Origin of the sequence: Allosphingosinicella sp., assembly GCF_046295735.1 — a bacterium.
In the GTDB taxonomy this organism is placed as follows: Bacteria; Pseudomonadota; Alphaproteobacteria; order Sphingomonadales; family Sphingomonadaceae; genus Allosphingosinicella.
This window is the reverse complement of the sequence record NZ_JBKBMQ010000001.1, coordinates 367,137-392,309: the sequence shown is the minus strand read 5'-3', so window position 1 is coordinate 392,309 and position 25,173 is coordinate 367,137. Positions and strand designations below refer to the sequence as shown.

General features: G+C 70.3%; 28 protein-coding genes and 1 riboswitch. Of the genes, 10 read left to right on the top strand and 18 right to left on the bottom strand.

The annotated features are described in order from the left end of the window. Nucleotides 1-12 precede the first annotated feature (12 nt). Together ACK4K7_RS01980 and ACK4K7_RS01975 are read right to left on the bottom strand one after the other, a co-directional pair. Nucleotides 13-648 carry a histidine phosphatase family protein gene (locus ACK4K7_RS01980; RefSeq protein WP_431863465.1) on the bottom strand — a complete coding sequence of 212 codons (636 nt, stop codon included), beginning with the start codon at nt 646-648 and terminating at the stop codon, nt 13-15. Next, the gene (locus ACK4K7_RS01975) at nt 645-1,124 is read right to left on the bottom strand and encodes a hypothetical protein (protein WP_431863464.1); all 480 of its coding nucleotides are present in this window, start codon (nt 1,122-1,124) and stop codon (nt 645-647) included. The genes ACK4K7_RS01980 and ACK4K7_RS01975 overlap by 4 nt, the downstream gene beginning before the upstream one ends. Before the next feature lie 132 nt (nt 1,125-1,256). Here ACK4K7_RS01975 and ACK4K7_RS01970 point away from each other — a divergent pair, with 132 nt between their 5' ends. From ACK4K7_RS01970 to ACK4K7_RS01960, 3 genes are all read left to right on the top strand, one after another. Continuing rightward, nucleotides 1,257-1,841, top strand: coding sequence for an outer membrane protein (locus tag ACK4K7_RS01970; protein WP_431863463.1), 585 nt, complete (start codon nt 1,257-1,259; stop codon nt 1,839-1,841). A 156-nt stretch (nt 1,842-1,997) separates the two neighbouring features. Further along, on the top strand, nt 1,998-3,110 hold the full coding sequence (dnaN, locus tag ACK4K7_RS01965) for a DNA polymerase III subunit beta (RefSeq protein ID WP_431863462.1): 1,113 nt from the start codon (nt 1,998-2,000) through the stop codon (nt 3,108-3,110). A 10-nt stretch (nt 3,111-3,120) separates the two neighbouring features. Then, complete coding sequence (locus ACK4K7_RS01960) at nt 3,121-4,305, top strand: serine hydrolase domain-containing protein (RefSeq protein ID WP_431863461.1); 1,185 nt, start codon at nt 3,121-3,123, stop codon at nt 4,303-4,305. 7 nt (nt 4,306-4,312) lie between these two features. On the opposite strand, the gene ACK4K7_RS01955 is transcribed toward ACK4K7_RS01960, so the two are convergent. The 4 genes from ACK4K7_RS01955 to ACK4K7_RS01940 all read right to left on the bottom strand — a co-directional run bounded on the left by ACK4K7_RS01955 (nt 4,313) and on the right by ACK4K7_RS01940 (nt 7,946). Further along, complete coding sequence (locus ACK4K7_RS01955; RefSeq protein WP_431863459.1) at nt 4,313-5,473, bottom strand: trans-sulfuration enzyme family protein; 1,161 nt, start codon at nt 5,471-5,473, stop codon at nt 4,313-4,315. Continuing rightward, nucleotides 5,470-6,420: a homoserine O-succinyltransferase MetX gene (gene metX, locus ACK4K7_RS01950; protein ID WP_431863458.1), complete on the bottom strand. Its 951-nt coding sequence runs from the start codon at nt 6,418-6,420 to the stop codon at nt 5,470-5,472. The genes ACK4K7_RS01955 and metX overlap by 4 nt, the downstream gene beginning before the upstream one ends. Beyond that, nucleotides 6,417-7,409, bottom strand: coding sequence for a hypothetical protein (locus ACK4K7_RS01945; protein ID WP_431863457.1), 993 nt, complete (start codon nt 7,407-7,409; stop codon nt 6,417-6,419). Before ACK4K7_RS01945 ends, metX begins: the two co-directional genes overlap by 4 nt. Nucleotides 7,410-7,447: 38 nt before the next feature. After that, nucleotides 7,448-7,554: riboswitch (SAM-I-IV-variant riboswitch) on the bottom strand. 125 nt (nt 7,555-7,679) lie between these two features. After that, complete coding sequence (locus ACK4K7_RS01940) at nt 7,680-7,946, bottom strand: DUF2312 domain-containing protein (RefSeq protein ID WP_431863456.1); 267 nt, start codon at nt 7,944-7,946, stop codon at nt 7,680-7,682. 177 nt (nt 7,947-8,123) lie between these two features. Between ACK4K7_RS01940 and pyk the strand changes: the two genes are divergently transcribed. Together pyk and ACK4K7_RS01930 are read left to right on the top strand one after the other, a co-directional pair. After that, nucleotides 8,124-9,587, top strand: a complete 1,464-nt coding sequence (pyk, locus tag ACK4K7_RS01935) for a pyruvate kinase (protein ID WP_431863455.1) — start codon at nt 8,124-8,126, stop codon at nt 9,585-9,587. A 132-nt stretch (nt 9,588-9,719) separates the two neighbouring features. Then, nucleotides 9,720-10,442 carry an SIMPL domain-containing protein gene (locus tag ACK4K7_RS01930; RefSeq protein ID WP_431863454.1) on the top strand — a complete coding sequence of 241 codons (723 nt, stop codon included), beginning with the start codon at nt 9,720-9,722 and terminating at the stop codon, nt 10,440-10,442. Here the strand turns inward: ACK4K7_RS01930 and ACK4K7_RS01925 are convergent. The 7 genes from ACK4K7_RS01925 to ACK4K7_RS01895 form a co-directional block, all read right to left on the bottom strand. Then, on the bottom strand, nt 10,430-11,164 hold the full coding sequence (locus ACK4K7_RS01925) for a lysophospholipid acyltransferase family protein (protein WP_431863453.1): 735 nt from the start codon (nt 11,162-11,164) through the stop codon (nt 10,430-10,432). The genes ACK4K7_RS01930 and ACK4K7_RS01925 overlap by 13 nt on opposite strands. A gap of 17 nt (nt 11,165-11,181) precedes the next feature. Further along, on the bottom strand, nt 11,182-11,604 hold the full coding sequence (locus ACK4K7_RS01920) for a Fur family transcriptional regulator (RefSeq protein WP_431863452.1): 423 nt from the start codon (nt 11,602-11,604) through the stop codon (nt 11,182-11,184). 108 nt (nt 11,605-11,712) lie between these two features. Next, nucleotides 11,713-12,141: a MucR family transcriptional regulator gene (locus tag ACK4K7_RS01915; RefSeq protein ID WP_431863451.1), complete on the bottom strand. Its 429-nt coding sequence runs from the start codon at nt 12,139-12,141 to the stop codon at nt 11,713-11,715. Nucleotides 12,142-12,238: 97 nt separating this feature from the next. After that, nucleotides 12,239-12,721: a GNAT family N-acetyltransferase gene (locus ACK4K7_RS01910; RefSeq protein ID WP_431863450.1), complete on the bottom strand. Its 483-nt coding sequence runs from the start codon at nt 12,719-12,721 to the stop codon at nt 12,239-12,241. Continuing rightward, complete coding sequence (gene tsaB, locus ACK4K7_RS01905) at nt 12,718-13,323, bottom strand: tRNA (adenosine(37)-N6)-threonylcarbamoyltransferase complex dimerization subunit type 1 TsaB (RefSeq protein ID WP_431863449.1); 606 nt, start codon at nt 13,321-13,323, stop codon at nt 12,718-12,720. Before tsaB ends, ACK4K7_RS01910 begins: the two co-directional genes overlap by 4 nt. A gap of 6 nt (nt 13,324-13,329) precedes the next feature. Beyond that, on the bottom strand, nt 13,330-13,899 hold the full coding sequence (locus tag ACK4K7_RS01900; protein WP_431863629.1) for a NifU family protein: 570 nt from the start codon (nt 13,897-13,899) through the stop codon (nt 13,330-13,332). A 149-nt stretch (nt 13,900-14,048) separates the two neighbouring features. Further along, nucleotides 14,049-15,458, bottom strand: a complete 1,410-nt coding sequence (locus tag ACK4K7_RS01895; RefSeq protein ID WP_431863448.1) for a UDP-N-acetylmuramate--L-alanine ligase — start codon at nt 15,456-15,458, stop codon at nt 14,049-14,051. Between the two features lie 52 nt (nt 15,459-15,510). Here ACK4K7_RS01895 and ACK4K7_RS01890 point away from each other — a divergent pair, with 52 nt between their 5' ends. Beyond that, nucleotides 15,511-16,359 (top strand): LD-carboxypeptidase, encoded by an 849-nt coding sequence (locus ACK4K7_RS01890; RefSeq protein WP_431863628.1) that lies wholly within the window; start codon nt 15,511-15,513, stop codon nt 16,357-16,359. Here the strand turns inward: ACK4K7_RS01890 and ACK4K7_RS01885 are convergent. Both ACK4K7_RS01885 and ACK4K7_RS01880 read right to left on the bottom strand, forming a co-directional pair. Then, nucleotides 16,329-16,763: an acyl-CoA thioesterase gene (locus ACK4K7_RS01885; protein ID WP_431863447.1), complete on the bottom strand. Its 435-nt coding sequence runs from the start codon at nt 16,761-16,763 to the stop codon at nt 16,329-16,331. The genes ACK4K7_RS01890 and ACK4K7_RS01885 overlap by 31 nt on opposite strands. After that, the gene (locus ACK4K7_RS01880; protein ID WP_431863446.1) at nt 16,760-18,562 is read right to left on the bottom strand and encodes an aminopeptidase P family protein; all 1,803 of its coding nucleotides are present in this window, start codon (nt 18,560-18,562) and stop codon (nt 16,760-16,762) included. Before ACK4K7_RS01880 ends, ACK4K7_RS01885 begins: the two co-directional genes overlap by 4 nt. Nucleotides 18,563-19,084: 522 nt before the next feature. Here ACK4K7_RS01880 and ACK4K7_RS01875 point away from each other — a divergent pair. From ACK4K7_RS01875 to ACK4K7_RS01860, 4 genes are all read left to right on the top strand, one after another. After that, the gene (locus ACK4K7_RS01875) at nt 19,085-21,151 is read left to right on the top strand and encodes a S9 family peptidase (RefSeq protein WP_431863627.1); all 2,067 of its coding nucleotides are present in this window, start codon (nt 19,085-19,087) and stop codon (nt 21,149-21,151) included. A 214-nt stretch (nt 21,152-21,365) separates the two neighbouring features. Then, nucleotides 21,366-21,782, top strand: coding sequence for a VOC family protein (locus ACK4K7_RS01870; RefSeq protein ID WP_431863445.1), 417 nt, complete (start codon nt 21,366-21,368; stop codon nt 21,780-21,782). Beyond that, nucleotides 21,782-22,510 (top strand): hydroxyacylglutathione hydrolase, encoded by a 729-nt coding sequence (gene gloB / locus ACK4K7_RS01865; protein ID WP_431863444.1) that lies wholly within the window; start codon nt 21,782-21,784, stop codon nt 22,508-22,510. The genes ACK4K7_RS01870 and gloB overlap by 1 nt, the downstream gene beginning before the upstream one ends. A 38-nt stretch (nt 22,511-22,548) precedes the next feature. Further along, nucleotides 22,549-22,950, top strand: a complete 402-nt coding sequence (locus tag ACK4K7_RS01860) for a hypothetical protein (protein ID WP_431863443.1) — start codon at nt 22,549-22,551, stop codon at nt 22,948-22,950. A 6-nt stretch (nt 22,951-22,956) separates the two neighbouring features. Here ACK4K7_RS01860 and ACK4K7_RS01855 read toward each other — a convergent pair whose 3' ends face one another. From ACK4K7_RS01855 to ACK4K7_RS01845, 3 genes are read right to left on the bottom strand one after another with little or no spacing between them, the layout of a single operon-like run. Then, nucleotides 22,957-23,685 (bottom strand): class I SAM-dependent methyltransferase, encoded by a 729-nt coding sequence (locus tag ACK4K7_RS01855; RefSeq protein ID WP_431863442.1) that lies wholly within the window; start codon nt 23,683-23,685, stop codon nt 22,957-22,959. Next, nucleotides 23,685-24,680, bottom strand: coding sequence for a glycosyltransferase family 2 protein (locus tag ACK4K7_RS01850; protein WP_431863440.1), 996 nt, complete (start codon nt 24,678-24,680; stop codon nt 23,685-23,687). Before ACK4K7_RS01850 ends, ACK4K7_RS01855 begins: the two co-directional genes overlap by 1 nt. Continuing rightward, nucleotides 24,680-25,084 carry a GtrA family protein gene (locus ACK4K7_RS01845; RefSeq protein ID WP_431863439.1) on the bottom strand — a complete coding sequence of 135 codons (405 nt, stop codon included), beginning with the start codon at nt 25,082-25,084 and terminating at the stop codon, nt 24,680-24,682. The genes ACK4K7_RS01850 and ACK4K7_RS01845 overlap by 1 nt, the downstream gene beginning before the upstream one ends. Nucleotides 25,085-25,173 lie beyond the last annotated feature (89 nt).

The following is a 25,173-nucleotide window of genomic DNA, read 5'->3' as shown; positions in this document are numbered from 1 at the left end:
TTGCGGCTTTTTCTAGGCGGGCGCGGCGTTGCGCGCGGCCGCGCGGTGGAGCACGCGCTCCGCCCCGCCCTCGATCACCACCACCGATCCCTGCGGCAGCCCGTCCGCGACCGGGCATCCAAGGCCCTCGCGCGCCGCTTGGCCGGTGAGCAGGCCGCGCAGCACGCGGGAGGACATGCCGTGCATCACGACCAGCCGGTCCCCGTCCGCCTCCCGCTGCTCTTCCACCCAGGAGGCGAGGCGCGCGGCGACGGCGTCATACCATTCGCCGCCCGGCGCCGGTCGGGTGAAGAGGCCGCTCGCGGCATCGACGAACGGGCCGTGCTCGGCGAACAAATCGCGGTAATAGAAGCCGCCCCAATCGCCCATCGTCATTTCAGCCAACCGGTCGTCGATCCGGGCGCCATGCCAGTCGAGCTCCAGATGCTCGGCGATCACCGCCAGCGTCTGGAGCGCGCGACCGGCGGGCGAGGACCAGAGCGCGAGCGGCGGCATGCGCCCCAGCTCGGCGCGCAGCTTCTCGCCCATCTCTTCGGCCTGGGCGAAGCCGGCGCGGCTCAGCGGCGTGTGCGGCGCGTCGCCCTGGATGCGCCCGGCGGCGTTGAACACCGTCTCGCCGTGGCGGAGGATGAACAGCCGGCCCTTCATCGCGCGCAGGCCACCGCGGCGGCGTCGATCGCGGTGGCGGCGCCGCGCAGTCCATATTGGTCGCGCACCAAGGCGCCGCGGGTCGAGCGGGTCTCGACCGTCATGTCGAGCCCCATTCGCATCGCCGCCTGGATCTCGGCGTCGGCGCGTGGGTCCGGCGCCCAGGCGTCGCGCGGCCCGGCGAGCAGCTGGAAGCTGCGCCCGTCGATGCGGAGCAGCACGGCCGATCCCGGCCTCTTTTCCCGGCTGAGACGGAAATGGACCTGGCCTGCGCGCCCCCGCGCCGGCCAGTAGCCGACCGCCGCGAAGGGCCGCTGATCGGCATCGCGCGAGACTTGCGCGGGCTCGGCGATGGCGTAGCAGCGCCCGCCGTCGCGGAACGCGCCCCAGAGCGAGAAGACGCCGAGGCTTTCCGGCGCGGCGGTGGCCGGGGCGGCGGCGAGCAGAAGCAGAGCGGGAAAAAGGGCGCGCAACACGCCGTGATGATCGACGGACTGTGGCGCGTTCGCAACAGAAAATCGCGTTTATCCGCCGTTCATGCAACTTCCGCCGCCGCTCATACGCTGGGCCGCCCGTTCCTTTCCAGGACCAACACATGGAGTTTTGATATGCGTAACTACCTCCTCGCCGCCGCCGCGGCCGCCGCGACGATGACCGCCGCCCCCGCCTTCGCGCAGGGCGTGGTCGGGCCGAACACCGGCCTGCGCCTCGAAGGCATCGTCGGCTACGACCGGGCCAGGGTGCCCGACCAGCGCAGCGAGGGCGTGACCTACGGCGCGGCCGTCGGCTACGACGTGCAGGCCGGCGGCGCGGTGATCGGCGCCGAGGCCGAAGTCACCGACAGCAACACCGACGAATGCACCCGCGGCGTCCGCGTCGCCAACGACACCTTCTGCTCGCGCTTCGGCCGCGATCTCTATGTCGGCGGCCGGGTCGGCGCCGCCGTCGGCCCCAATTCGGTGATCTACGGCAAGGCCGGCTACACCAACGCCCGCCTTTCCACCGATTATTCGACCGGCGTGATCGGCGCGGGCACCACGGCGACCGAGAATCTCGACGGCATCCGCGTCGGCGGCGGCGCCGAATTCGGCATCGGCCCGAACAGCTACGTGAAGACCGAATATCGCTATTCGAACTACGAGCAGGGCGTGGACCGGCACCAGGTGGTCGCCGGTTTCGGCTTCCGCTTCTGATCGACGGCGAACAAGGGGAAGGGCCGGGGCGCGCGCCGCTCCGGCCCTTTCTCCATGTTCGGGCCCCAAGATTTCCGCACAAGCCACTGGCAGGCTTCGCGCGCCTCGCTATAACCTGAACTCCAAAAACCGTGACGCGGAAGACAGGGGTTATCAATGAAGGCGACGATCGAACGGGCCACGCTCCTTAAGGGCCTCGGCCACGTCCATTCCGTGGTGGAGCGCAGGAACACGATCCCGATCCTGTCGAACGTGCTGATCGAGGCCAGCGAAGAGGGCGGCATCCGCCTGATGGCGACCGATCTCGACCTCCAGATCAACGAGACGGTGGAAGCGAGCGTGCAGCAGCCGGGCGCCACCACCGTGTCGGCCCACACCTTGTTCGACATCGTCCGCAAGCTCCCCGAGGGCAGTCAGGTCGAGCTGAACGCCGCCGAGGGCAAGATGCAGGTCAATGCCGGCCGCGCCCGCTTCAACCTCGCCACCCTGCCGCGCGACGATTTCCCGGTGATCGCCGAGGGCGAGCTTCCGACCCGCTTCGAGCTTCCGGCCGCCACCCTGCGCCAGATCATCGACAAGACCCGCTTCGCCATCTCGACCGAAGAGACGCGTTACTATCTGAACGGCATCTTCCTCCACGTGTCGGACGAGGCGCAGCCGGTGCTGAAGGCCGCCGCGACCGACGGCCACCGTCTCGCCCGCGTCACCGTCGCCCGGCCCGAAGGCGCGCAGGGCATGCCGGACGTGATCATCCCGAGGAAATGCGTCGGCGAGCTCAGGAAGCTGCTCGACGAGGTCGACGGCACGGTGCAGGTGTCGCTGAGCGAATCCAAGGTTCGCTTCGGCCTCGGCAACGCGATCCTCACCTCCAAGCTGATCGACGGCACCTTCCCGGACTATAGCCGCGTCATCCCGACCGCGAACGACAAGCTGCTCAGGATCGACCCCCGCAGCTTCGAGGAAGGCGTCGACCGCGTCGCCACCATCGCGAGCGAGAAGACCCGCGCCGTCAAGATGGCGCTCGACCGCGACCGCGTGACCCTGTCGGTCACCAGCCCGGAGAACGGCACCGCCGCCGAGGAAGTGCCGGGCGACTATGGCGCCGACAGCCTGGAGATCGGCTTCAACGCGCGCTACCTGCTCGACATCCTCGGCCAGATCGAGGGCGACACGGTGGAGATGCACCTCGCCGACGCTGCCGCCCCCACCCTGCTGCGCGAGAACGACAAGGCCCCGGCGCTCTACGTCCTGATGCCGATGCGGGTGTGAGGCGGGGCGCATGACGCGCCTTGCGCCGCTCCTGCTCGCCGCCGCGGCCCTGACGGGCTGCGTGGCGGTGCCCCCGCCCGCGCCGGCGCCCGACGGCAGCGCCGCCGCCTGGGTGGTATTCGACCGGACCGGGCCGCTCGGCTCCGGTGCCGAGGGGCTGGCCGACCGCGCGGCGGGACGGCCGCTCACCATCGACGATCCGGTGCGGATCGCCTCCATCTCCAAGCTGGTGGTCGCGATCGGCGTCATGCGGCTGGTGGAGGAGGGCGTTCTCGACCTCGACGCGGACGTGTCGCACCGGCTCGGCTTCGCGTTGCGCAACCCGGCCTTCCCGGACCGGCCGGTGACCTTGCGGCACCTCCTTTCCCACACCAGCGGCCTACGCGATTCGGTGAATTACGCGGTGCCATTGGGCGCAAGGCTGCGGGACACGCTCGCCGATCCGGCCGCCTTCGATCCCGGGCACCCGCCCGGCGCCTTCTTCGCTTATGCGAATCTCGGCTCACCGGTGGTGGCGCAGGTGATGGAGCGCGCGACCGGCGAGCGGTTCGACCTGCTGATGCGGCGGCTGGTGATCTCGCCGCTCGGGCTCGATGCCTGCTTCAACTGGCCGACCTGCTCCGACGCGGCGGTGGCGCGGGCCGGCGTCCTCTACGACGAGCGCGGGGTGGTGGCGCGCGACGCGCTGAACGGCCGCCGCCCGGACTGCCCGGTCGTGCCGTCGGCGGACGGACGCTGCGACTGGCAGGCCTATGCGGTCGGCACCAACGGCGCCTTGTTCTCGCCACAGGGCGGCCTGCGCATCTCGGCGAGCGACCTCGCCCGGATCGGGCGGCTGCTGCTCGACCGCGGCGCGCCGCTGATCGGAGAGGCGGCCTTCGCGGAGATGACGCGGCTTCATTGGCGCTTCGACGGCGGCAATGGCGACAGCGAGAGCGGCTTCTATTGCGGCTATGGGCTTGGCGTGCAGATCCTGGCGCAATGCGCGCCGGGCGACGATCCGTTCGGCGACGGCCGGCCGCGCTTCGGCCATGCCGGCGACGCATACCGCCTCCGCTCCGGCCTCTGGGTCGATCCGGCGGCGGGGCGCGGCATCGCCTATTTCGCGACGGCGGTGGCGGTCGACGCGCCGCGCGGCGCGTCGGCCTATCGCCAGGCGGAGGAGCGGCTCGCCCGCCGGCTTCTCACGCCCTGACGCGGCGTCAGCCTGCCGCCGCGGCGGCCAGAGCCTGTTCGAGGTCTTCGATCAGGTCGGCGGGTTCTTCGAGGCCGACCGACAGGCGCAGCAGATCGGGCGCGATGCCGGCCAGCGCCTGCGCCTCGGGCGGCATGCCGCGGTGGGTCATCGTCGCGGGCCGGCAAACGAGCGAGGCGAAGCCGCCCAGCGACGAGGCGAGCGCGATCAGCCGCAAGGCGCCGGCGAACCGGTCCGCCGCCGCCGCCCCGCCCGCGACCCGGAAGCTCAACACGAAGCCCGGCCCGCTCTGCTGACGGCGGGCGAGATCATGATCGGGATGGTCCGGCAGGCCCGGATAATGGACGGCGATCACGTCCTCCCGCTCCGCCAGCCATCGGGAGACGGCGGAAGCGCTCGCTTCCTGGCGGTCGAGGCGCAGCGGCAGGGTCCTGAGGCCGCGCAGGATCTGCCAGCTGTCGTGCGCCGATCCGGAGAGCCCGCCGGCATTGGCCCACCATGTCAGCCGCTCGACAAGCCCGGCGTCCGCGGCGAGCAGCGCGCCGCCGAACAGATCGCCGTGCCCGTTCAGCGCCTTGGTGGTCGAATGGAGGACGAGGTCGCAGCCGAGCGCCAGCGGCCGCTGGCGGCACGGCGTCGGCAGCGTATTGTCCGCCAGCACCAAGGCGCCGGCCGCCTTCGCGCGCCGGGCGAGGCCGGCGATGTCGACGATCCGCAGCAGCGGGTTGCTGGGTGTTTCGATCCATACCAGCGACGGCGCCGCGGCCATGGCGGCGTCGAACGCGGCCTCGTCCTTCATGTCCACGAAGCAGGCGCTGAGGCGCCCTTGCTCCTCGAAGCCGCGGATCAGGCGGTAGGTGCCGCCATAGCAATCGTGCGGCGCCACCACCCGCGCGCCGGCCGGCAGCAGCAGCAAGGCGAGCAACGCCGCCGACTGGCCCGATCCGGTGGCGACGCCGCCGGCCGCGCCTTCAAGCTCGGCGAGCACCTCGACCAGCATGTCGCGATTGGGATTGACGGTGCGCGAATAGTCATAGTCCGGCTTCGTCGCGGCATCGGCCCAGCGATAGGTGTCGGACGACCAGAGCGGCGGCGCGATGCTGCCGCGGTCGCGGTCCCAGCCGGGACGCGCGGCGGCGACGATGGTGGCGGGGCGGCGGCGCGTCACGGCAGGTCCAGGAAGCGGTCGAGGAGCGGCGCGAGGCGGTCCGCATCCTTGAGGAACATGTCGTGCCCGTAGAGGCTGTCGAGCAGGTGGAGGCTGGAATCGGGGAGCGCGGCGTGCAGCGCCTCCAGCTGCGCGGGCGGGACGAGGCCGTCGCTGACGGCGCCGATCAGCAGGACCGGGCAGGCGACGCGGTCGGGGTCGACCCGGTGCCGGTCGATTGAGGCGGACAGGCTGAGGAAGCGCCCGGGCGGCATCACTTCGCACCAGGCGCGGCCGCGCGCGCGCAGATAGGCGCCCGCGTCCGACATGCCGAGCGCGTCGTCGCCCACGAGGCCGCCGGCGAAGCGCTGTGCGAACTCCTCGGGCGTGCGGTAGCTCAGCATGGCGATGCCGCGCGCGATCGCCAGCGCCTCGCGGCCCGCGCCCGACTCGAGCCCGAGCGCGACCACCCGCCGCTGCATCTCGCGCAGCGCGGTGGCGGCGGGATGGGGGGCGGCCGGAGCGGAGACGGCGACCAGCCGGCGGACCCGCTCAGGGGCTTCGGCGGCGAGCGCCAGCGCGACCATTCCGCCATAGGAGGCCCCGATCACCGCGTCGGCGACCGATGCGCCGACCGCGTCCAGCACGACGCCGAGCACCGCCGCCTGATCGGCGGTGGAGGGGGCGTGGCGCCCATCGGGGTCCGCCGCGAAATCGAGGCCGAGGATGCGGTGCCGCGCGGGGTCCATGGCGCAGCCGGGGCCGACCAGCCCCGGCCACCAGCCGGGCTCCCCGTCCGGCCCGCTGCAGACGAAGCGGTTGGCGGAGATGCCGCCGAGCACGACCAGCAGCGGCCCCTCGGCGGGGCCGGAGAGCCGCGCCTTCGCGGCTTCGCCCCAGCGGGCGAGCGGCAGCGGCAGCGGCACGTCGACGTCCCGGCAGCCGGGCGAGGTGCGGGCCAGCATCATGCGGCCCGCGCGACCGGCGTGGCGGACGCGCACAGAAGCTGAAGGTCCGCCAGGATCGCACAGGCGGTGGGATCGCCGCCCGCGCCGCGCCCTTCGCAGCTCAGCGCCGCGCCGTCGGCAAGCTCGGCCCGCGCCCAGTTGAATTCGCCCGGCAGAGCGGGCGCCTCGGGGCCGGCGGGTACCAGCCGCACGCTGCCGCTTATGCGGCCCCCCTCGCGCCCGATCCGCGCAAGCTGCACCCAGCGCCGCTCGTCCGATGCGATGCGGGCGACGCGCTCGGGGTCCAGCGGCTCGACGGCGATCTCGGCCTCGTCCGGATCGACGCCGAAGGCTTCGACCGCGATCAGCCGAAGCTTCGCCGCGGCGTCGGCGCCGCTCAGATCCTCGTGCGGGTCTTCCTCCGCGAAGCCGGCCGCTTGCGCCTCGGCCAGCGCGGCGTCGAAGCTCCGGCCGGCGGACAGGAGATCGAGGATGAAGTTCACGGTGCCGTTCAGGATGCCGCGGACCTCGCGGACCGGCCCCTGCCGGCGGGCCGCGGCCACGGTCTCCAGCACGGGCGCGCCGCCGCCGACCGCCGCCGAATAAAGCAGGCGGCCGCCCCGGGCCCGGGCCGCGGACGACAGCCGGCGGTGATTCGCGGCGATCACCCGCTTGCTCGCGCTCACCACGTCGAGCCCGGCGCCGAGCGCGGCCTCGGACAGGGCCGCGCCGGTGCGCGCGCAGGACAGGACGTCGATCAGCAGGTCGGCGCGGACGGAGAGCAGGGCGTCGGCGTCGCGCGTCGGCGTCACCGGCGGCGGCACCGCCCGCTCCCGCGCCGGATCGCGCACCAGGATGGCGGCGATCTCGAATTCGGGCCGGGCGGCGAGGCGGCGCCGCAGCGCCTGGCCGACGACGCCGTAGCCGGCGAGCGCGATCCGCAGCGGCGGGACGGCGCCCGGCCGGACGGAGGGGGAAGTTCGATCCTCGGTGATGATGGTGAGCGTCATGTCGATACCTTCGTCAGTTCGAAGGACGACGCTGCCTGGAGACCCCGTTTGGTTGCCGTCCGGCCGCATCGTCCCGGTTGGGACCGCCACCTTGCCCGGGGGGGCAGGTTGGCGTGGGGCCGAAACCCCACTCTTGATGCAGGCGCCGCCCGCGGACGGACGGCACCGGTGACGTTCATACCGGCCGCCCCGCCGACCCGTCAAGCCGGGCGGAGCGGCGAAGGGCGCGAGGCGCGGCGCGCGCGCCCGCTCCCCACGCCCCGACCGGCCTCAGACCATGCCGAGCGCGGCCATATAGGTTTCGAGGATCGCTTCCTCTTCCTGATATTCCTCGCGCTTCTTCTTGCGGATCTTCATGATGGTGCGGATCGCCTTCACGTCGTAGCCGCGCGCCTTGGCTTCGGCCATCACGTCCTTGATGTCGTCGGCGATCGCCTTCTTCTCTTCCTCGAGCCGCTCCGCGCGCTCGATCAGCAGCCGCAATTCGTCGGCGGCGACGGTCCCTTTCCCTCCAATAGCTTCGTGCGCGGTGGCCATGCTCGGTCTCCAGATGATGTTGCTGTGCCCGGCCCGGCGAGTGCCCCCCGCCCGAATCCCGGTATGGGCGCGGGTCTAGGAGTTCGCGCTTCGCGGCTCAAGCCGTTCGGCGCGTCGCGGCTTGAACTGCGCCGGATAGTGGCTATTCCGCCACCCGATCGACGAGGAAAAATCGTGATGCAAAGCCAGTTCGTGCCTCGCACCCGCAAGGTCCGCATCCTCGCGACGCTGGGACCGGCGAGCGAGACGCCGGAAGTGATCCGCAAGCTCGCCGAGGCGGGCGCCGACGCCTTCCGGATCAACATGAGCCATGGCAGCCACGAGGACCATCTCCGCCGCATCGAAACGATCCGCGCGCTCGAAAAGGAGCTCGACCGGCCGACCACCATCCTCGCCGACCTGCAGGGACCCAAGCTCCGCGTCGGCCGCTTCGCCGAGGGCAAGGCGAAGCTGGAGCACGGCCAGACCTTCGTGTTCGACCGGGAGGAGGCGCTCGGCGACGCGACGCGGGTGACGCTGCCGCATCCCGAGATCTTCGCCGCGGTCGAGCCGGGCACCCGGCTGCTCGTCGATGACGGCAAGCTCGTCTTCCGGGTGGTGACCGCGTCTCCGGACCGGATCGAAAGCTGGGTCGAGGTCGGCGGCACCATTTCGAACAACAAGGGCCTCAACGTCCCCGACGTGGTGCTGCCGCTCGCCGCGCTCACCGAAAAGGACCGGCGCGACCTCGCCTTCGCGCTCGACCATCATGTCGACTGGGTCGCCCTCTCCTTCGTCCAGCGGCCCGAGGACGTGGCCGAGGCGCGGCGGCTGATCGCCGGCAAGGCGGCGCTGCTCGCCAAGATCGAGAAGCCGGCGGCGCTGGAGCGGCTGGAAGGCATATTGGAGCTGGCGGACGCGGTGATGGTCGCGCGCGGCGATCTCGGCGTCGAGCTGCCGCCCGAAGAGGTGCCGCCGCTCCAGAAGCGGATCGTCGAGGCGGCGCGGCGGATGGGCCGCCCGGTCGTGGTCGCGACCCAGATGCTGGAATCGATGATCGCATCGCCCTCGCCGACCCGCGCCGAAGTGTCCGACGTCGCGACCGCCGTCTATGACGGGGCCGACGCGATCATGCTGTCGGCGGAAAGCGCGAGCGGCGACTGGCCGATCGAATCGGTGGCGATGATGAACCGGATCGCGACCAGCGTGGAGAACGATCCCACCCACACCGCGCGCGTCCATTTCACCGAAACGCTGCCCGACGCCACCACCAACGACGCGATCGCTCAGGCGGCGAGCAACATCGTGCGCACCGTGCCCGCGGCCGGCATCGTCGTCTTCACCTCGTCGGGCTCCACCGCCCGCCGGGTGGCGCGCGAGCGGCCGACGGTGCCGCTGCTCGTCCTCACCCCGTCGCAGAAGACGGCGCGGCGGATGGGCCTGTTGTGGGGCGCCCATGCGGTGCGCACCCGCGACATCAGCGATTTCGAGGAAATGGTCGCCAAGGCCAAGCGGATGGCGCTGCGCCACGGCCTCGCCGGCGCCGGCGACCGCATCATCATCACCGCCGGCGTGCCGTTCGGAACCCCGGGATCGACCAACGTCATCCACATCGTCCGCCTGGTCGGCGACGAACTCGAACGCTACCGCCGCCCCGCCTGAACCCTGCTCCTCCTGAAAGGGAGCGGCATCTTTTTGCTCTTGGGAGAAACGGCTCAACGATGTAAATGCACGGTTCATCGCAGCTTCCTCATAGAAGCTCGCAGCGGCGCGGGGCCGCTCGGGAGGCAGATCATGGCGGTGCGCTGGCTAGAGAATCGCAACATCATCCTCGTCGCGGCGGGCCTGCTCGCCATCGCCATCATCCTGGGCGGCTATCTGCTCGGCGACGGGCTGCGGCGGGCGCGCCATGCCGATCGGGCGGTCACGGTGCGCGGCCTCGCCGAGCGCGACGTCACTGCGGACCTCGCCACCTGGAACATCATCTACACCGAACAGGGCAGCCAGCTCGGCAGCGTCCAGGGCGCGATCGAGCAGGACGCGCGCACCATCCAGGCCTTCCTGCAGCGCGCCGGCTTCGCCGCCAACGAGGTGAGCGACGGCGGCGTCACCGTCAGCCAATATTATGACAGCCAGCGCGGCGAGCAGAACATCACCGTGCGCCGCCGGATCCAGCTGCGCACCGCCGACGTGATGAAGGCGCGCGAGGCCTTCGCCCGCCAGTTCGAGCTGATCCGCGACGGCGTCGCCATCGAGGAAGGCTCGCAGATGGTCTACAGCTTCACCAGGCTCAACGACATCAAGCCGGAGATGATCGCCGAGGCGACCCGCGACGCCCGCGCCGGCGCCCAGCAATTCGCCCAGGACTCGGGCGCCAGCGTCGGCGGCATCCGTTCCGCCACCCAGGGCTATTTCTCGATCACCGCGCGCGACGGCGACCAATATGAAGGATCGGGTCGCGATTCCCCGTTCCAGAAGGTGCGGGTGGTGACGACGATCGAATTCTATCTCGGCTGAGGCGCCGCGCCGCCGAGCGCCTCCTCGATCTCCGCCTGCGCCTGGCGGGCGAGCGCCTTGCGGTCGCCGAAGATGTGCGGATCGACCGGGGCGAGGAAGCGGATGGTGACCGGGATGGTCCCCTTGCGGCTGAGGATGCGGCCGGCATTGGCGAGCGCGCCTTCGTCCCCCACCCAGGCGATGTCGTGCACCGCGGCGCCGAAGTCGATCGCCGCCGGCTGCACCTGGACGCGGTCCAGCGCCGGGAACAAAGAGGCGAGCAGGCTGGGCCGGAAGGGGAGCGTCACATGCCCCCCCTCGGTCGTGCCTTCCGGAAACAGCGCCACCGCCCGGCCCGCCGCCAGCGCGTCGCGAAGCGCGTCGGCCTGGCCGCGCACCCCGCCCCGCGCCGCGCGGTCGACATAGATGGTGTCGTTGAGGCCGGCGAGCCAGCCGACCAGCGGCCAGCGCCTGACCTCCGCCTTCGAGATGAACGCGGCCCCGGTCGCGCCCGCGACGATCAATATGTCGAGCCAGCTGACATGATTGGCGAGGAACAGGACATGGGAGCGCAGCGGCCGCCCTTCCACCCTGACCCGAAGGCCGGCGGCGAAGCCGGTCCACCACAGAAAGCGCCGCGGCCAGGGCGAGGCGCGGCCGGCGGCTTTCCAGCCATAATGGAGCGGCAGGCAGACGAGCAGCCCGAGCACCATGGCGAGAATGCGGAGAGGAAGGCGGAACATGCGCCCCCCGACGCGGCTCAGACCTTGCGGCCCAGTGCGACGCCGTAAAGCTCCATCCGGTGATCGACGAGGCGGAAACCGAGCCGCTCGGCGATCTTGCGCTGCAGCGCCTCCAGCTCCTCGTCGACGAATTCGATGACGGTGCCGGTTTCGACGTCGATCAGATGGTCGTGATGGGTGGCGTCGGCGGCCTCGTAGCGGGCGCGGCCATCGCCGAAATCGTGGCGCTCGAGAATGCCGGCTTCCTCGAACAGGCGGACCGTGCGGTAGACGGTGGCGATCGAGATGCCGGGGTCGATGGCGGAGGCGCGGGCGTGCAGCGCCTCGACGTCGGGATGGTCGTCCGCTTCGGACAGCACCCGGGCGATCACCTTGCGCTGCTCGGTGATCCGGAGCCCCTTTTCCGCGCAAAGCGCCTCGATATCGATCCTGCGTGACATGATCTTGCGGGCTTTAGTGGGTTTCGCGGCCGGCTCCAAGCCGGTTCAAGAAGAAGGCCGCCCCGCGCGGTCGCGGAAGCGGCCCCCCAATCGCCGGATGGCGACCCCTTATTTGGCGGCGCGGCCGGCGCGGCGGCGCTTGGTGCCGAGGCCGATCTTCTTGGCCAGCGAGCGGCGCTGTTCCGCATAGTTCGGCGCGACCATCGGGTAATCGGCGTTCAGGCCCCACTTCTGCCGATACTCGTCCGGGGTCATTCCGTAATGCGTCATCAGGTGACGCTTCAGCATCTTCAGTTTCTTGCCGTCTTCAAGGCAGACGATGTAGTCGGGCTTGATCGAAGAACGGATCGAAACCGCCGGCTCCTGCTTCGGAGCGGGTTCTTCGCTCCGCTGGCCGAGACCGTTCAGCGCGTTGTGAACGTTCTGGATCAGCAAAGGCAGATCCGAAACGGCGACGCTGTTGTTGCTGACATGCGCGGAGACGATGTCCGCGGTCAGCGTGATCAGCGTTTCGTTCAGGTTTTCGGCATTGTCCATCTGGTGGCTCGCTTCTCGAATACGTGTAGGGGACCCTGTAGGACTGGCAATTGGTCCATTGTGGGGATTTTTACAAGCAGAAAGTCGAAAAACGCCGCTAGGGCCGCAACTCCGCCGCCGATCTCGCCAGCGTCAGCGCATCGTAAAGCTGACCGTCCCGCCCGCTATAATAAGCGCGGCGCCGACCCACGACAGTAAATCCGGCCGCACTGTAGAGATTCATTGCGGCATTTCCGTCGCGAACCTCGAGATGAAGACGTTCGGCACCGCGCACCGCGGCGCTGGAGACAAAGCAATCCAACAGCTTGCGGCCGATTCCGCGACGTTGATCGGTGTCGCGCACGGCAAGCAGCAGCAACTCCGCCTCGCCCGCCACGATCCGCGCCAGCGCGAAGCCCACCGGCCGCTCGCCGTCCCGCGCCAGCGTCAGCCACACGCCCGGCAGCGGCAGCAGCCCCGCGCATTGCGGCGCCGTCCAGGCCTCGCCGAAGACGGGATCGAAGCTGTCGTTCATCACCTCCATCACCGCGTCGAGATCCTCGATCCCGGCCGGCTGGAGCATGATGCCCGGATCAGTCACGGCATCGGCCTCGCATCGGGCGGCCGGCCGTAGATCGGGCGGACCGGAAGGGCACGCAGCTCGTGCGGCAGCAGGCGGGCGTCGGCCGCGCGCGGCAAGGCGAAGTGCCAGTCGCCGCCGCCCCGCGCCTCGGCCAGCGCCTCGGCGCCCGATCCGACCGCCGGCCCCTCGGGCAGCGCCGCGGCGGCCTGTTCGGGGCCGAGCGAGCGGAGCGCGTCCAGGGGAGCGAGCGGTTCACCGCCATAGCTTTGCACGAAAAGCTCGCCATGTCCTCCCTCCAGCGCGACGACCATTGGCGCGGGCGCGCCGCGCGCCGCCGCCACCGCCGCCATCGAGGAATAACCGGCGACCGGCACGCCCCAGCCGAGCGCGAGCCCCTGCGCGGCCGCGAGGCCGACCCGGACGCCGGTGAAGCTGCCCGGCCCGCAATCGACCAGGATCGCGTCCGGCACCCGCCCACCGAGCAGGTCCGCCACCATCGGCAGCAGCCGTTCGGCATGGCCGCGGCCCACGATCTCGTGGCGCTCGTCCAGCAGGCCGCCGTCCGCGCCGATCAGGGCCGCCGAGCAGGCGGCGGTGGCGCTGTCGAGGACGAGGATCATCGCCCGTCAGACGGCTTCGACCGTTTCGACCTCTGGCACATAATGTTTGAGCAGGCCTTCGATGCCGTTCTTGAGCGTCATCGTGGAGGAAGGGCAGCCGGCGCAGGCGCCGTGCAGCGCCAGATAGACGGTACCTTCCCGATAGCCGCGATAGACGATGTCGCCGCCGTCCTGCGCCACCGCGGGGCGCACCCTCGTGTCGATCAGCTCGCGGATCTGGGCCACGATCTCGGCGTCGGCGGGATCTTCCTCCATCTCCTCCGGCGGCACCGCGATGCCGGCGGCGCTGCCGGCGCGGAACAGCGGCGCCTCGCTGGAGAAATGGTCGAGCAGGATGCCGAGCACCTGCGGCTTGAGGTGCGCCCATTCGACGCCGGGCGCGGCCGTCACCGAGATGAAGTCGCGCCCGAAGAACACGCCGTCGACGTCGCCGATCGAAAAGATCGCCTCGGCGAGCGGCGAGGCTTCCGCATCCTCGGGCGTCGCGAAGTCGCGCGTGCCGCCTTCCATCACCGCCCGGCCGGGCAGGAATTTCAGGGTGGACGGATTGGGCGTGCTTTCGGTCTCGATCAACATGGCCGACATGTGGGCGGAAAGGCCGGGGGGATCAAGGTCGACAAAGCGCCGGGAAAAAGCCCGAGGTCGCACTCGTCGCCGTCATGCCAAAGATGATCGCCACCCTCGACGCCAGCCTGCGAGCACGCGCCTAAGACGGTTGCACCCCTTCAGGGAGGAGTTTGTTCGGCGACGGTTGCGAGGAGGCTCTGGGCGAAGTCGGTGAGGGTGTCGTCGCGGGCGCCCATCACGACGATGCGGTCGCCGGGGCGGGCGAGGGCGGCGAGGCGGGAGGCGCAGGCGGCGCGGTCCGGGATGTGCTCGGCGGCGCGGCCGGCGGCACTGATGTCGGCGGCGAGATCGGCCGATCCGACCTCGCGCGCGACGGTGCCGCCATGATAGACCGGATCGGGCAGGATCAGCCGGTCGTCGGGCCCCAGCCCCTCGGCGAAGCAGGCGGCAAGCTCGCGCCGCATCGAACGCAGCGGGCCGTAGCCGTGCGGCTGGAAGAAAGCGAGCAGCCGGCCGGGAAAGGCGCGGAGCGTGCGCATGGTGGCCGCGATCTTGTCCGGATTGTGCGCGAAATCGTCGATCACGGCGACGCCGTTCGCCTCGCCCACCAGCTCGAACCGGCGCCGCAGCCCCTGGAAGCCTCCGAGCGCGTCGGCGGCCTCCTCGAGCCCCACGCCGGCCGCGCGGGCGGCGGCGATGGCGGCGAGCGCGTTTTCCGCATTGTGGCGGCCGGGCACGCCCAGCCGCACCGGCACAGGCGCGCCGTCGCCTTCGCAGACCGTGAAGGAAATGGCGAACGGCGCCTCCTCGATCGACCCGCCGGTAAGGTCCGCGTCCTCGCGGAAGGAGAAGGTGCGCAGCCGCGCCGGATCGAGCGTGGCGGCGAGGCGGCGGGTCTCGGGATCGTCGAGGTTGAGGATCGCGGTTCCGGCGGCGGCGGCGAAATCGCCGAACAGCCGGCGCAGCTCGTCCAGCGACTTGTGGTCGAGCGTCACGTTGCCGAGCACGGCGATTGCCGGGCGGTAGAGCGCGATCGATCCGTCGCTTTCATCGACCTCGCTGACGAAAACGTCGCCGCTCCCCACCAAAGCGCTGGCGAAGGGGCGGCCCGGACCAGCGAAATTCTTCATCACCGCCCCGTTCATCACCGTCGGGTCGCGGCCGGCGTAATGGAGGATCCAGCCGATCATGCCGGTGACGGTCGATTTGCCGCTGGTGCCGCCGACCGCGATGCCGGTCGGCGCGGCGTTGAACATTTCGGCCAGCAGCTCGGCGCGGCTGAGCCGGTCCATGCCGAGTTCGCGCGCCCGCACCATGTCGGGCACATGATCCTCGACCGCGGCGGAGGCGACGAGGATCTGGGGCGGGCCGGCCAGGCCGCTGCCGTCCTGCGGGAACAAGGCGGCGCCCTGCGCGGCCAGCGCCTCGAACTTCGGGGCGAGCCGGCCCTGGTCCAGGCTCCGGTCGGAGCCCGCGATGCGGTGGCCGCGCGCGCCGGCGATGGTCGCGAGCGGAAGCATGCCGCTGCCGCCGATCCCGCAGAAGAAATAGGATTTTGTCTCGTTCACCGCGCCGCTCTATTGGGAGGCGCAGCGCTTTTCAAACGGTTCGGGGGTGAGGATGCGGATAGGGGTGGTGGCGCCGAGTTCCCGCTTTCCCGAAGAGAGCGCGCGGCGGGTGGAGGCGCTCGCCGCGCGGGTGGCGCCGGACGCCGCGCTTCATTTCCATCCGCAATGCTTCCTGCGGCACAATCACTTCGCCGGCACAGACGCGGCCCGGGCCGACGCCTTCGTCGAGTTCGCCAACGATCCGGGCTTCGACGCTTTGTGGTTCGCGCGCGGCGGCTATGGCGCCTGCCGGATCGCGGAAAGCGTGCTGGCGCGGCTCGGCCCGGCCGCGCGGGCCAAGGCCTATCTCGGCTATAGCGACGCCGGCTTCCTGCTCGCCGGCCTCTACCGCGCCGGCTTCGCGCGGGTCGCCCACGGCCCGATGCCGCAGGACGTGGCGCGGGACGGCGGCGAGGCGGCGGTGGCGCGCGCTCTCGCCTGGCTCGTGAGGGGCGACAGGGACGCGCTCGATCCGGCGATCGCGCCGGGCCTGCCGCACGCCGCCTTCAACATCACCGTGCTCGGCCATCTGATCGGCACCGGCCTGCAGCCGGACCTCGCCGGCCATGTGCTGATGCTGGAGGAGGTGTCGGAGCATATGTACCGGACCGACCGGGCGATGTTCCACATCACCTCCAACGACGGGGTCCGCCAGGCGGCGGGCATCCGGCTCGGCCGCTGCAGCGACGTCCAGCCGAACGATCCCGATTTCGGCGAGAGCGAGGAGGAGGTGGTGCGGCACTGGTGCGCGCGCGCGGGCATCCCCTATCTCGGGCGCTGCGACATCGGGCACGACGCGGGCAACCGGGTGGTGCCGTTCGGCCCGGCGCCTCAGGCCCTGTCCGGCGCCGTCGCTTCGTAGGCGAGGATCCGGTCGATGATCCCCGGCGGCAGCGGCGCGCTGCGGCCCGCGGCGGCGTCGGCATTGGCATAGATGTTGACGATCCCGGCCAGCAGTTCATCGCCGCGGCGGATCTCGATCGCCACGGTGAAGCTCGAGCGGCCGATCCGCGCGGTGCGCACGCCGATGTCGAGCAGGTCGTCGAACCGGGCGGAGGCGCGGAAATCGACCTCGGCCCGCACCAGGAAGATGTCGGTGCCGCTCTCCTCCAGCAACGGATTGGGGAAGGGGAGGCCGATCGCCCGCATATATTCGGTGAAGCCGATATCGGCGTAGACGAGGTAATTGGGATTGAAGACGACCTGCTGCGGATCGACCTCCGACCAGCGCACCCTCTTCTCCATGCGGAAGGTGAAGGCGCTCATGCGGCCTCCAGCGGCGCGCAGGCGGCATCGAGCCAGGCGCGGGCCTCGCCGTCCAGAAGCGGGCCGACGATCTCCAGCACCCGGGCGTGATAGGCATCGAGCCAGGCCCGCTCCGCCGGCGTGAGCAGGCCCGGTTCGATCAGCGCGCGGTCGATCGGCGCGAAGGTCAAAGTCTCGAAGCCGAGCAGCTTCTTTTCCGCCCCTTCGACCTCGCGTTCGACCACCAGCACCAGATTTTCGATGCGGATGCCCCAGGCGCCGGTCTTGTAATAGCCGGGCTCGTTCGAAAGGATCATGCCGGGGCGCAGCGGCTCGTCGCCGCCCGCCTGGCTGCTTCCGGCGGGCGAGATGCGCTGCGGCCCTTCATGGACCGACAGGAAGGACCCGACGCCGTGGCCGGTGCCGTGGGCGTAATCGAGCCCGGCCTGCCACAGATACTGGCGGGCGAAGCTGTCGAGCTGGGTGCCGCGCGTGCCCGCCGGAAACAGGGCGGTGTCGATCGCGATATTGCCCTTCAGCACGCGGGTGAAGCGGTCGCGCATCTCCGCGCTCGGCGTGCCGATCGCGACGGTGCGGGTGACGTCGGTCGTGCCGTCCGGATATTGCCCGCCCGAATCGACCAGATAGAGGCTGTCCATCTCCAGCGGCCGGTTGGTCGCCTCCGTCACCCGGTAATGGACGATGGCGCCGTTCGGCCCGGCGCCGGAAATGGTGTCGAAGCTGGTGTCGCGCAGGTCTCCCGCCGCCTCGCGGAACGACTGGAGCTTCGCCGCGGCGGACAGCTCGTCGACCCCGCCTTTCGGCGCCTCGACCGACAGCCAGTGGAGGAAGCGCGCCAGCGCCGCCCCGTCGCGGGCCTGCGCCGCCTTGTGGCCGGCGATCTCCACCGCATTCTTGATCGCCTTCGGGAGCACCGCCGGGTCGCGCCGCGCGATCACCTTCGCCCCGGCCGCGTCCAGCGCGTCGAAGATCGCGGCGACCGCCCGCTCCGGATCGGCGGCGACGGTCTGGCCGGCGAGGGCGCGCAGATGGCCTTCGAAGGCGGCGCGGTCGTGGACGCGGACGCCGTTGCCGAGATGCTGGCGCACGTCGTCGCCCAGTTTCTCCGGCTCCACGAACAGGTCGGCGGTGCCGTCGTCATGGACCAGCGCGAAGGACAAGGCGACGGGCGTGTGCTCGACGTCGCGGCCGCGCACGTTGAACGTCCAGGCGATCGAATCGAGCGCGGACAGCACGGCCGCCTCGGCGCCCTCGGCCTTCAGCCAGTCCGCCATCTCCTGGCGCTTGGCGGCGGAGGACTTGCCGGCGAGCGCGTCCGGATGCGGCTCCAGCCGAGCGGGCGAGGGCGCGGGCCGCTCCGCCCAGACGGCGTCGATCGGATTGCGGGCGACCGCCACCAGCTCCGCCCCCCGGTCGGCCAGCGCCGCGCGCGCCTTGCCGACCCAGTCGCGCGTGTGGAGCCACGGATCGTAGCCGATCCGCCCGCCGTCCGGCGCATGCGCCTTCAGCCAGTCGGCGACGCTGGTCTCCGGCACCGACTGATAGGACCAGAAGGCGCCGTCGACCTGGTCGCGCACCTGCAGCGTGTAGCGCCCGTCGGTGAAGATCGCCGCGTCCTCGGGCAGCACCACCGCCGCTCCGGCCGAGCCCTGGAAGCCGGTCAGCCAGGCGAGGCGCTGGGCGTAGGAGCCGACATATTCGCTCATATGCTCGTCGGTCAGCGGCACGACGAAGCCGTCGAGCCGGTCGGCGCGGAGCTGTTCGCGGAGCGCCTTGAGGCGCGCTTCATGAGTGGACATGGGGTCTCTCTAGATTTGGATGGCGGGGCCGCCAAGCCGGCGTCGACGCGAACGGTTCGAAAGGTCCGAATGTTCGCACTGACCAAGGAGCGGAAATCCCGGCCCCTCCGCCGCCGGCTTCGCCCGCGGGGATCGAGAAGGTCGGGCGTGCCTCACCCAGCCCGCATCTGCGGCACGAGCATGCACGGAAGGGATCGGCCGGGAGTCGTCGAATCGGGACTGGCGCATGCGGCGATCATGGCACGGCCGCAAGGCTGTAGGAAAATCCGGAGGGGGCAAGAGGGGAAGGAGGCGGAGGAGCGAAGGCGAAACAGGAGCAAAAGTTTTACCCCTTGTTGGGTTGCCGCCGCGGGTCGTACCCTCAATCTGCTCTTCCCCATCCCGGACCTGGGCCGCTAGAGAGGGCCGGCACCCTTCCGCGCCATCTGACGGCGCAACCCGCTAGACCGTGCCATGCGTATCCTGATCGCCGCCCTTCTCCTCGCCGGCGCACCCGCCGCGGCCCAGCAGCAAAGAGCCCCGATGACCCGAGCTTCCGAACTCCCCGCCCCGCCCGTCGCCGCCCAGCGCGCGCACAGCTTCGAACGGCACGGCACCCGGATCGAGGATCCCTTCCACTGGCTGAAGGACCCATCCTACCCGACGATCGACGACGAGGACGTGCTCGACTATCTGCGCGCCGAGAACGCCTATTTCGAAGCCGCGATGGCGCCGCATGCCGGGCTGGTCGACACCCTGTTCCAGGAGATGCGCGGCCGCATCAAGGAGGATGAAAGCTCGGTCCCGGTGCGCGACGGCGAGTGGCTCTATTGGTGGGCGTTCGAGCCCGGCGCCCAATATCGTCGCTGGTTCCGCCGTCCCGCCGCCGGCGGCGAGGCGGTGGTGCTGCTCGACGAGCCGGCCGAAGCAGAGGGCAAGGAATATTTCCGCCTGGGCGCCTTCGCGGTCAGCCCGGACGGGCGCTATCTCGCGACCCTGATCGACGACAATGGGTCGGAGCGGTTCAAGCTCCGGATCCGCGACCTTCAGGCGATGCGCGACATCGAGACGGTGACGGAGGTCGGGATCGGCACTCCGGTCTGGGCGGCCGACAGCCGCGGCATCGTCTTCACCGAGGTCAACGAGAATTGGCGCAGCTACCGCGCCCGCTACCACCGGCTCGGTGCCGATCCGGCCGAGGCGCGCACGCTCTACGAGGAGACGGAGGAGCTCGGCTTCAGCGTGGGCGTGGCGCGCTCGCAGGACCGCAGCCTGATCTTCATCGCGACCGGCGACAACGCGACCAGTGAGGTGCGCTTCGTGCCGGCCGCCGATCCGCTAGCCGCGCCGGTGTTGATCTCGCGCCGCCAGCCGAACCGGCAATATCAGGCGGACGCGAGCCACGGGAAGCTGTGGATCCTCGCCAACGACGATCATGTGAATTTCCGCATCGCCGAGGCCGATCCGGCGCGGCCGGATGCGTGGCGCACGGTGATCGCCGGATCGGACGAGGTCTATCTGCGCGGAATCACGGCCTTCCGCGACCATCTCGCCGTCACCGAGCGGGTGAACGGCCTCGATCAAATCCGCCTGCGCGGCTATGACGGGGCGGAGCGGCGCATCCGCTTTCCCGAGGAAAGCTACAGCGTCTCGCTCGGCTCCAATCCGGAATATGCGCCCGCCGCCTATCGGCTCAGCTACACCTCGATGGTGACGCCGCCGACCGTCTACGACTATCTCCCCGCCGCCGACCGGCTCGAGACGCTGAAGGTGCAGGAAATCCCGTCCGGCTACGACGCTTCACGCTACCGGACCGAGCGGCTGATGCTCCCGACCCGCGACGGCAGGCAGGTGCCGGTGTCGATCGTCTATCGCGACGATTTCGCGAAGGACGGCAACGGCCGTCTGTTCCTCTACGCCTACGGCGCCTACGGCTATGCCGTCCCGCCGAGCTTCAGCACCAACCGCTTCAGCCTGATCGACCGCGGCTATGCCTTCGCCATCGCCCATATCCGCGGCGGCGACGATCTCGGCTATCAGTGGTTCCTGGACGGCAAGCTCGCCAGCCGCACCAACACGTTCAACGACTTCATCGACGCCGCGCGCGGCCTGGTCGCGGCCGGCTATACCCGGCCCGGCAACATCGCCATCCAGGGCGGTTCGGCCGGCGGCAGCCTGATGGGCGTGGTCGCGAACGAGGCGCCGGAGCTGTGGGGGGCGGTGGTCGCCGACGTGCCGTTCGTCGACATCCTCAACACAATGCTCGACGACAGCCTGCCGCTCACGCCCGGCGAATGGCCGGAATGGGGCAATCCGATCACCGATCCGGAGGCGTTCCGCTACATATTGAGCTACAGCCCCTACGAGAATGTCCGCGCCCAGGCCTATCCGCCGATGCTGGTGACGGGCGGCCTCAACGACCCGCGCGTCACCTATTGGGAACCCGCCAAATGGGTCGCGCGGCTGCGCACCGTGAAGACGGACGACAATCTTTTGCTGATGAAGATGAACATGGGCGCCGGCCATGGCGGCCAGTCCGGCCGCTGGTCCCGCCTGCGCGAAGTCGCCGAAGCCTATGCGTTCGTGCTGACCCAGATGGGCAGCGACTGACGTCCAAAGTTCCTCCCCGGGCGCAGCATCAGGGGAGAGGGACCGCCCGCGCCTGCGGGTGGTGGAGGAGCTTGGGCGTCGGAACGGGCGCGGTAGTTTTCGGAACCGCCGCTACTCCTCAACCACCGCCTTCAAGGGAGGAGTTGGGGCCTGGTGGCAAGCGAAGGTCCGAGCGCCTATAGGACAAGAGCGGGGGCGGCGTTGAGGAGCAGGCATGAAATATCTCCACACCATGATCCGCGTGTCCGATCCGGACGCCACCGTCCGCTTCTTCGAGCTGCTCGGCCTGAAGGAGCTGCGCCGGATGGACAATGAGGCGGGGCGGTTCACGCTCATCTTCCTGGCCGCGCCGGGCGACGAGGACGCTCAGGTCGAGCTCACCCACAATTGGGACGAGCAAGGCTATGGCGAGGGCCGCAATTTCGGCCACCTCGCCTACCGGGTGGAGAATGTCTACGAGACCTGCCAGCGGCTGATGGACGCCGGAATTACCATCAACCGCCCGCCGCGCGACGGCTGGATGGCGTTCGTGCGCACGCCCGACAACATCTCGATCGAGCTGCTCCAGGCCGGCGACCGCCTGCCGCCGCGGGAGCCCTGGGCGTCGATGCCGAACACGGGCCATTGGTGATGATCGAAGTCGTCCGCATCCCCGTGCTCAGCGACAATTATGTCTGGCTGGTCCACGAGCCGGACAGCGGCGAGACGATGGTGGTGGACCCCGCCGTCGCGGAGCCGGTGCTGGCGGAGGCGGAGCAGCGCGGCTGGCGGATCGGCCAGATCTGGAACACCCACTGGCACCCCGACCACACCGGCGGCAACCAGGCGATCAAGGACGCGACCGGCTGCACGGTGACCGGCCCGGCGGCGGAGGCGGCGCGGATCCCGACGCTCGACCGGCAGGTGGCGGAAGGCGACGTCGTCCGGCTCGGCGGCATCGAGGCGGTGGTGATGGAAGTGCCGGCGCACACGGCGGGCCACATCGCCTATCACCTGCCGTCGCAAGCGACGGCGTTCGTCGGCGACACCTTGTTCGCGATGGGCTGCGGCCGGCTGTTCGAAGGTTCGGCGGAGCAGATGTACGCCAATCTCCAGCGGCTGGCGGCGCTGCCGCCGGAGACGGTCGTCTATCCCGCCCACGAATATACGTTGTCCAACGGCCGCTTCGCGCTGACCGTTGATCCGGACAATCAAGACCTGCGCGCACGCATGGTGGAGGTGGAGGCCGCGCGCGCCGCCGGGGAGCCGACCGTCCCCACCACCATCGCCGCCGAACGCGCGACCAATCCGTTCATCCGCGCTTCATCGGCCGAAGCCTTTGCTCGTCTCCGGAAAGGGAAGGACGAGTTCCGGGGCTGATGCGCCGCGCCGTGCGTTGTCCCCGCGAGGAGGATATTATGAAGCATTTGCTGACCGCCGCCGCCGCGGCCGCGCTGACCGCCGGCTGCGCCATGTACGCGCCCGCCGAACCGACGCCGGAGGCGCAGAACCGGCTCGCCGAGGCGCTGCAGGGCCGCACCGCCGCCGGACCCCCGCAGAATTGCGTCCGCGCCGCCGATCTGCGCGGCAACCGTTCGGTGGACGAGCGCACCATCATCTTCGACGGCGTGGCGGGGACGGTCTACGTCAACCAGCCGCGCGACGGCTGCCCGCTGATCGGCCCGAGCCGCGCGATCCGCACCCGCACCACGGGCACCCAGCTCTGCGCGGGCGACATCGTGAGCGTATTCGATCCGCAGACCGGCATGGAATATGGCTCCTGCGCGCTCGGCGAGTTCACGACCTACCGGCGCAACTGACGGCGCTCAGTCGCGGGCGAGGATCGCGACCAGCGACACGCCGAACGGGAGCGGCACCCGCCCGACGAGGTGCCGCTCCAGCCCGAAGATGCGGGTGAAGGCGCCGTTCAGCGCGGCGCCCGGCATCTTGTCGTCGCTGTCGGTCTTGCCGCGCGCCTTGCCCACGATCCTGAGCGCCGCGGCGAGCGGGAAGAGGAGGCTGTTGAACGGCGTCAGCAGCTCCGCCTTCAGCCCCGCCGCCTCGACGGTCCGCCGGAGCGAGGCTTTCGAATAACGCCGCTTGTGATGGTGGACGACATCGTGCGCGCTCCACATCCACTCATTGGCCGGCACGGTGAGGAGGATGCGGCCGCCGGGCGCGAGCTTGTCCGCGATGCTCTTCAGCGACGCCACGTCCTCGTCGATATGTTCGAGCACGTCGAGCAGCGCCACCAGATGATAGGTCCGGTCCGGGATGCCCGGCAGGCCCGGCAGCGGCGCCGATTCCACGGCGTGGCCGAGCCGGCTCGACGCGAAGGCCCGCGCCTTGCCGTCCACCTCGATCGCGTCCAGCCGGCCGAAGCGGCGCAGCATCTCGAAATTGTGGCCGGTGCCGCAGCCGATCTCCAGCAGACGCGCGTCCGGCGGCAGCTTCACCTCGCGCGCGATCAGGTCGGCCAGGATCCGGCGGCGGGCGACGTACCACCAATGGACCTGGTCGTGCTCCGCCATGCGGTCGTAGACGGCGCGTTCCATCAGCCTTCCTCCCCTTCGCCGAAGCCGATCTTGCGGCGCACCACGTAAAGCGGACGCCGCTTGGTTTCGACCAGGATGCGGCCGACATATTCCCCGAGCACGCCGAGCGAGATGAGCTGCAGCCCGCCCAGGAACAGGATCGCGACCATCAACGAGGGATAGCCGGGCACGTCGCTTCCGAAGAAGACGGTGCGGATCACCACCGCCACCGCGTAGAGCAGCGACAGGACCGCGATCGACACGCCGATATAGGACCAGACGCGCAGTGGCATCGTCGAGGCGGAGGTGATCCCGTCCAGCGCCAGCGTCCACAATTTCCAGTAACGGAACTTGGTGTGGCCGACCTCGCGCTGGACGCGGCGATATTCGACCGCCGCCTGGCGGAAGCCGCCCCAGGCGAACAGGCCCTTCATGAAGCGATTGCGTTCCGGCATCGCCCGGATCACTTCCACCACCGTGCGGTCGAGCAGCCGGAAATCGCCGGCATGTTCGGGGATCTTGTCGTCCGACAGATAATTGTGCGCGCGATAATAGAGGTCCGCGGTGAGGCGTTTGGGCAGGCTGTCCGTCTCGCGGTTGGTGCGCACGCCGTAGACGACCTCATAGCCCTCCCGCCATTTGGCGAGCATGTCGCCGATCACTTCGGGCGGGTCCTGCAGGTCGACGTCGATCGGGATGACGGCGGCGCCGCGGGCATGGTCGAGCCCGGCCGACAAGGCCGCCTCCTTGCCGAAATTGCGGGAGAAGGAGATGGCGCGCACCCGCGCGTCCCGGCGCCGCGCGGCCATGATGGCGGGGAGCGTCGCATCCTCGCTGCCGTCGTCGACGAACAGGATTTCGAACGCGCCCGGCCGGTCCGGATACAGGCCGTCCAGCACCGGCAGCACCCGGTCCAGGAAGGGGCCGATCGCCGCTTCCTCGTCCTTCACCGGCGCGATCAGGGTGAGTTCGATCGCCGGATCGGCGGGCGTCAGGACGGCGCGCCGATGATCCATCAGGCGAACACCCATTTCCGGTTGAGCGTGAAGGTGACGAGCGGGGTCACCAGCAGCATCGGCAGCAAAGGCCACCAGGTCGGCCCGGCGAGCAGGCCGGTGAACAGCCACACCCACAGGCTGTTCAGCGCCAGGCTCGCCAGGCTGACGATGAAGAAGCGGCCGGTGGTGCGGGCGACATTGTCGCGCCGGCCGTGGCCGCGGAAGCTCCAGCGGCTGTGCAGCACATAGCCGGTGGCGACCGCGACCAGATAGCCGATCAGATTGGCGACCAGCGGCGCCACCGGAAAGAAGGTGGCGAGCAGCCAATAGGCGCCGGCGCCCAGACCGGTGACGAAGCCGCCGGTCATGGCGAAGCGCCAGAGCTGCCCGAACAGCACCGCGACCTCCGTCTCCGCCTTCATCGCTCCCAACATGCTCCCGGTCCGGCTTGCCCTTTCCGGACCAGCGACTAATGCGCTGACAAGGGGTTGGAAAGCGATAAAGGGGGAGC